Annotated in this window: 7 protein-coding genes and 1 pseudogene; all 8 read right to left on the reverse strand. The window is 39.8% G+C overall.

Annotated features, from left to right (window positions below):
• Positions 1 to 385: pseudogene (locus Q7P41_RS06755) on the reverse strand (hypothetical protein); the annotation flags it as partial.
• A gap of 12 nt (positions 386 to 397) precedes the next feature.
• Positions 398 to 1,174, reverse strand: a complete 777-nt coding sequence (locus tag Q7P41_RS06760; RefSeq protein WP_303883050.1) for a serine hydrolase — start codon at positions 1,172 to 1,174, stop codon at positions 398 to 400.
• Positions 1,175 to 1,199: 25 nt separating this feature from the next.
• The gene (locus Q7P41_RS06765; RefSeq protein WP_303883056.1) at positions 1,200 to 2,012 is read right to left on the reverse strand and encodes a carbon-nitrogen family hydrolase; all 813 of its coding nucleotides are present in this window, start codon (positions 2,010 to 2,012) and stop codon (positions 1,200 to 1,202) included.
• Positions 2,013 to 2,124: 112 nt separating this feature from the next.
• Positions 2,125 to 3,429, reverse strand: a complete 1,305-nt coding sequence (locus Q7P41_RS06770; RefSeq protein WP_303883051.1) for a Na+/H+ antiporter NhaC family protein — start codon at positions 3,427 to 3,429, stop codon at positions 2,125 to 2,127.
• Between the two features lie 286 nt (positions 3,430 to 3,715).
• Positions 3,716 to 4,564, reverse strand: coding sequence for a MurR/RpiR family transcriptional regulator (locus tag Q7P41_RS06775; RefSeq protein ID WP_303883052.1), 849 nt, complete (start codon positions 4,562 to 4,564; stop codon positions 3,716 to 3,718).
• A gap of 674 nt (positions 4,565 to 5,238) precedes the next feature.
• A complete protein-coding gene (locus Q7P41_RS06780; RefSeq protein ID WP_303883053.1) occupies positions 5,239 to 5,556 on the reverse strand; it encodes an ATP-binding cassette domain-containing protein in 318 nt (105 codons plus the stop codon).
• The gene (locus Q7P41_RS06785; protein ID WP_303883054.1) at positions 5,549 to 5,737 is read right to left on the reverse strand and encodes a hypothetical protein; all 189 of its coding nucleotides are present in this window, start codon (positions 5,735 to 5,737) and stop codon (positions 5,549 to 5,551) included. The genes Q7P41_RS06780 and Q7P41_RS06785 overlap by 8 nt, the downstream gene beginning before the upstream one ends.
• A 100-nt stretch (positions 5,738 to 5,837) precedes the next feature.
• Positions 5,838 to 6,005 carry a hypothetical protein gene (locus Q7P41_RS06790; protein ID WP_303883055.1) on the reverse strand — a complete coding sequence of 56 codons (168 nt, stop codon included), beginning with the start codon at positions 6,003 to 6,005 and terminating at the stop codon, positions 5,838 to 5,840.
• Positions 6,006 to 6,347: the final 342 nt, after the last annotated feature.

Consider the following 6,347-nt stretch of genomic DNA (forward strand, 5'->3'; position numbering starts at 1 on the left):
TATAGACAGGCAACTGTAATGTCTTGCCCATAGCGTCATACAAGGCCATATCTATACAAGCTTTTGCAGCATAGTTGCCATATATCGATTCGTCCATTAAATCATGGATTTTTTCTATATCGAATATGTTTTTACCGATGAGGCTTGGTTTTATGTGCTTTTGAATGACCATATCTATGGTATATGCCGTTTCTCCCATAAAAGCAGGTGCAGGCGACGCTTCCCCATAACCTCTAATGCCATCTTCAGTGATTATTTCGATTATTGAATGTGGCCTGGTATTCGCTGCGTAATAAGAAATTTTCCACGTTCCCTTTAAGGGTATTTCCACGGTCTTGCTATTGATAGCGATTATACAGCTCTTTTGGCTCTTTCGTTCTTGCATAGCTATTCACCCCTACCTTTGTTTATAGTAATTATATACAAGATATCCAAATTGATTATGAAATCTAATGCCATCTAAATTATTTTTAACTCCATATACAGCAACTACTATTATTATCTTTGCATCGTTTAAAAATAATATTCCAGCATCATGTTCTGTATTAGGAAGATCTCCTGTTTTATGGGCAAATAAAACTCCCTCTGGCAAAAGTAAGGGAAGTTTATTATTACATTGTTGCTTAAGAAGGATGTCAAGCATTTCCTGCCTGAATTTGCTGGGCATTTCCGGGCTGTCTAAAATCGCCGCTAATATAACGTGAACATCCTGAGCTGATGTGAAATTATCCAGCCCCCTCGCTTTTGCCTCGGCATCCATCATCTTTCTTTGAAGTGCGGTCTTTTGCATGCCTAGTCGTCTTATCTCATTATTTATTTTTTCAATTCCTAAATAATCAATCAGTAGGTTTGTAGCAGTGTTATCACTTAAGATGATCATGAGAGTGGCACAATCTCGAAGAGTGATATTTAAACCCGCATGCATGTACTGCAGCACTCCAAAACCACCGGTTTTATGTTCTTCACACAAAATTATCTCCTCATCGAGGTCAACTTTTCTCATCGAGGCATTTTTATAAAGGGCCCACAATATCCATAGCTTGATTAAGCTGGCGGCAGGGAAAACTGCATCTTCATTAAAGGCAAACTTTTCGCCATGAGTCATATTGTTAACTATGATGCTACATTGGCCATCCAGATTTTTGATTAGTTCTTTAATTTCTGCTTCCAACATAGTTTTTACCTTCTTCACATTATCATCAGTTAACTCTCAAAATATCGTTCGAATATGCACGGGGTTGTCTGTCGTAATAAACAGGAATGAGTGTTCTTACCTCTTCAATGGCCGTAAAATCGATTTGAGCGGAAAGGATCGTTTCTTCTTCCTCGGCTTCAGCTAATATCTCTCCCCACGGGTCAATGACCATGGAATGTCCGAAATAGCTGTTCTTACCAGCTGAGCCGACTCTGTTACAAGCTACTACGAACAATTGATTCTCAATCGCCCGGGCCTGCAATAGGATCCTCCAATGGTGTACTTTTGGCTTGGGAAAATTTGCGACTGCTACGATCATTTGAGCCCCTCTTAAGGCGTATGTCCTAGATTGTTCCGGAAATCTGATGTCATAACATGTCATTAGCGCGATTTTACCAAACTCAGTTTCAAACACTGGCATCTCGCTACCATGTTTAAAACCCTTGTCCTCATCCATAGCACTATACAAATGGATTTTACGATACTTGCCGATGATATCACCCTTATTGTCAATAAAAAAGATCGTGTTGTAAATGTCTTGTCCATCACATTCAGGGATTGAACCGCCAACAATATATATCTCATTCTCGCGAGCCAATTCGCGCAACAAACCAATAGACGGTCCGTCTTCCCTTTCAGCATAAGACTTTACGTTATAGAATACATCTTCAGAATAACCTGTGGTCCAAGTTTCCGGCAAAACTAGCATATTAAAACTTTTAGAACTGGCATTTGATACAAGTTGTGCTACCTTCTTTCTGTTGCTTTCGGGATTTTTATATTCTATGACAAATTGAAGAATGCCCAAATTAAACATCACATAATCCTCCTTTGAAAAATAATTTACACATTATATTCACACCTAACCCTAATTTGCTTTATCCCAAGACATCATTTTAAAATCCTGATGTCTTGGGATAAAGAATAAACTAAAATTTGTATAAGATTGCCCTAATTACTACGTAAAGACATGTAAATAACGTTATCAGAAGCCCGTTTTTTATCATGCTTTTAAGGTCTGTAGAACGAGCAAGTCCCATTTGCCCAACCATATCCCCCGTTGGATAGGCAAAGAATGTTATTTGTGAGCCTACCAAAAGCACAATCGCCCATAAATGCATGGGAAAGTTAAGTTGATTCACGAGAGGGAGGAACATGTCATGGATGACTTTTTCTTGGGCAACCGCAGCACCGCTTACGCCAAACACTCCTACCAATGTGCTAACTACCATAAATAATTTTGGCCCGCCATAATTGATAAGAGGCTTCAAATAATTTGCAAGAGCATCAAAAGCACCGGACTCAGTTACAAAGTTTAAGAATGGATCGTATAGAATGAACATGAAAAATAACCAATACATTCTGGAACTTCCCTTAATTAATGCCTTGAGAGTATCCTCCCCGGATAATCCCGCAACTTTACCTGTTATAAAAGCAACTAAAGCCATAACCACTATTACGTAGGAAGCCCCGGCTTTTGCTGTCATTCCGTATATAATTAACGCTAACATCGATAACAGGAAAACGCTAGTGGCTTTGGTGACCTTACGATCAGGCTTAAAATTAATCGAATTCACCCTATCCTCTTCGCTATAAGAATATTTGCCCTCTGTGAGTTTTTGAGTACGTTTTGCTACAAAATAGGTGGTTATCCATACTATTACTGAAACAGGAATACCTGTATGCAACAAATACTCACCGTAACCTATTCCGGTAAGCTCCATTGTGGTAACGACAGGTGGAACGAAAGGTCCTAAATATAATCCACTTGCTCCTGCGCCGTGTAAGAGGACACCCAACGTATTCGGTGTTATTCCAAAACTGGCTACAATAGGAATGATAATCGGTGCTAAAATTGCATTGGAACCCGCCATGGAACCTAATAATCCCACGAGCAAAACAGAAGATATCATTGTAGCTATCATGGCCCGATTTTTGCTTTTGACACCCGTTTTCGTGATGACTAGTCTTACGATATTTTGAGCTACGCCCGTTTGGCTCAGCACCTCGCCAACCCCGGCTCCCATCAGTATGATAAACCCGATAAGTCCCATAAAAGAACCTAGGGCTTTTGACATCGCAACTCCCAATGACACTGGTGTTTGTCCCGTCAGTATCGCTCCCAACACGACACAAATCAATACAACCATCGTAATGTCCTTTCCTTTAAATGAAAGGATGATATAAAGAAGTAACGGCAAAAAACCTATAATTGCAGGTAGCCCTAAAATCATTATTTTCTCCCTCCCGTTTCTTTTATGATTTTTTATTTCAATTTCCAAAGCGTTAATATTCCATTCCCATTACCAGTCTGCAGCAAATCACCCCCAATCTTAAGGAGACACTGCAACTTTTTGAATGTTTGATCGATATGCCTTTTAAAAAGTACTCAACATATGAGTTCAAAATTTTCATACGAAGAAATAATGTAAACTATGAAAAATATATTAGATTTAATAACAATGCAATAATTTAATTATAACAATCTTTAAATTATGTATTAATGTATTATTTTAACAATTATACATATATATCATTATTTAATAATTCTTCCATGTCTTTTTCGAAAATATCTTTATTAAATTGATTCACTGTTCTAGCGTAACATACTATTAAAACATTTATAACTGACATGGAAGGAACATATGAGTAAAAAGGAGCCTTATTAGGAGCGAACAAAACTATAGAAGAGTAAGGTAAAAGGGGCGATTTGGTGCTGTCCGTCAAACCAATTACAGGCACACTTCTTCTATTGCAATATGATGCTAAATCAATGGTTCGCTTGAAATATCTATGAAAAGAGATGGCAAGGCAGCAGTCACTTTTCTGGAGCACCCTTAATCTTTCGAGAGAGTCATCGCAAGAGGAATTAAAAAATTCAAACTTTTTGTCGAGTTGCCTAAAAAGAAAACCAGCATAATGAACTAAAGAGTACGATGTGCGGCCACCAAAAATTACCACTTTTTTTGATTTCAACAACAGATCAAGCGCATCTTTTATAACATGCCCCATATTCTGTTTTTCCAAAAGACGAATATTTTCCTGATCCAGTTGCAAAACTTGCTTAAAGGTATCATTGGGGTCAGAAGGACCATCAAAAGATTCTTTAAGTTTCATCATGGGGCTATTTTCTTCAAAAAAGGTCTTACGAAGTTCTCGGGCTAAATCAGGGTATCCGTCATAACCAAGAAATTGGGCAAATCGTACTATAGTCGCACTTGAGACGTTTATTTTCTTGGAAAGTTCTTTAGCATTGAGTAGGACTATCTCTTCATGGTTGTTCAAAATGGCATCTGCAATCACTTTTTGTTGTTTGGGTAAATTCTCATACACCTCACGCACTTTTTCAAAAAGATTTTTCTCAACCATTTTCCATCATCTTCTCTGAAATATGAAATTAATATTACGCAATATATCAAATTTGAAATACATATTACACATATTATCGGCACCTGTCAACTGTATTTTGGTTCTACCGCAAATTGCGATAACGCAAAACATTTCCAGAAGGGATTAAATAGGAAATTAAAAAGGGACGCTCCTGCCATAGGAGAAGCCTAAACCATTGCACTACTTGCATAACAATCTACAAAAAGGACGACCTGCCCAATTTTCACCATCGATTAAGAGTGATTAAAATTGAATCAAAACAAATCTGTCCGTTTTTTAAGAAAATCTACCTAACATGCCAGATATGCTCGCCTTACCTCTTCGCCATCGAGTAGCTCTTGTGACGGACCTGACAAAAACGACCCCGCCTGACTAAATCACGTAACCCCCGTAAGCAATCTTCAAGGTTTCTAGGACGCGCTACTCTACCACCAGCACTGTGACTCCATGTCGCCTTATTTTGATGATCATTTGCAACACTCTTTCGACCAAGCTGGGTTGTAAACTTAAATTCAGTTAATCCATAAGTATGACCTTTGGTGCACTCATGAATCCACTTGCGATGGCAAGCATCTGCTACTCACCACCGCTCGTAGTCTCCGCCTTTTGATTGATCTTCTCTTTTAATATAAAGAACGATTCATAAGCACACGCTAGACGTTGCTCTGCGAATTCTTTACTTTCTTCCTTTCGTTCAAAGGGCGTACTATCTGGAACGGTCTGATCGCTCTCAAGGGAGCTGCCTTATGAAGAGGCCATTTGATAATATCAACGCCATTGTAAAAGATTTTTGCCGATGTTGGCTTGTAGACTCCAAAGACGCAGTTAAAAAACGGAGTCTTCCCGACGCCGTTAGGACCTATGAGGCCAACAATGGCGCCTTCTTCCACATCAAAAGAAACGTCGTGATTTACGACAAGAGAACCGAACTTCACCGTTAAGTTGCGTACTTCAGCAGAGCCATCATTCATTGCCCCCTTTAGCGACCCTCGATCGATTCGCCAACCAGCTCATGAAGCCCATTACACCCTTCGGCTGGCGGGTGACGATGAGGATTATCAAAATGCTGAATATTCTGAGGTCGACTCCTGCACCCAACCCCCACCCCATATAGCACGGGTATATTCCCGCAAAAGGATCATATGGCTGCACCAAACAACGGCTCCCAGAGAGTGCCAAGGTCGCCCAGGATGGTTGTCAACACCAATCTCATCGACATGTTTCAGTGACATGGCCATCGGCGAGTTAAACTTTAAGTTGTACTGCCCGAAAAAGGACCGCATAATGCCGTCAGCTTCACCGTCGGACTGTTAACTCCCAAGGACTCGGCAGCTTCCTGTCTGTCCCTCACAGCTTTAATGTAATAACCCAATTTATGGCCTTCCATCCAGCGCGCAAAGGAAAAGACTATAATAAACAATCTGAATGCTCCGTAATAATATCGAGTTTTCATCCGAAATCACATGAAGTTCTTCCAGCCTTCCTCTATTATGGGGCAGTCAAGCTCCAAGGCTCCTCCCACCCAATGCCAAACCATGAAAAGCCGGTTGAAAATCTCGACAATGGCAAATGTTGCTATAACGTCATAAACTTTTCACCCAACTGCCCACGCCATTACGCTAGAATTGTTTTGCCTCCAAATACAATTAAACATCCACTTTAATGGAGGGATAGCACTTGCGCCGTCCCTCCATAAAATCGTCAGATGAATACCCCAACTGTCATCTGCACATTATATAAAGTTTGGTTAAACAGGTGTCAA

It is taken from the genome of Acetomicrobium mobile, assembly GCF_937920065.1.

What these genes read in the sequence shown, in the direction of transcription:
- Q7P41_RS06765 (WP_303883056.1), bottom strand. Translation starts at nt 2,012, where the DNA reads ATGTTTAATTTGGGCATTCTTCAATTTGTCATAGAATATAAAAATCCC.
- Q7P41_RS06775 (WP_303883052.1), bottom strand. Translation starts at nt 4,564, where the DNA reads ATGGTTGAGAAAAATCTTTTTGAAAAAGTGCGTGAGGTGTATGAGAAT.
- Q7P41_RS06780 (WP_303883053.1), bottom strand. Translation starts at nt 5,556, where the DNA reads ATGAATGATGGCTCTGCTGAAGTACGCAACTTAACGGTGAAGTTCGGT.
- Q7P41_RS06760 (WP_303883050.1), bottom strand. Translation starts at nt 1,174, where the DNA reads ATGTTGGAAGCAGAAATTAAAGAACTAATCAAAAATCTGGATGGCCAA.
- Q7P41_RS06770 (WP_303883051.1), bottom strand. Translation starts at nt 3,429, where the DNA reads ATGATTTTAGGGCTACCTGCAATTATAGGTTTTTTGCCGTTACTTCTT.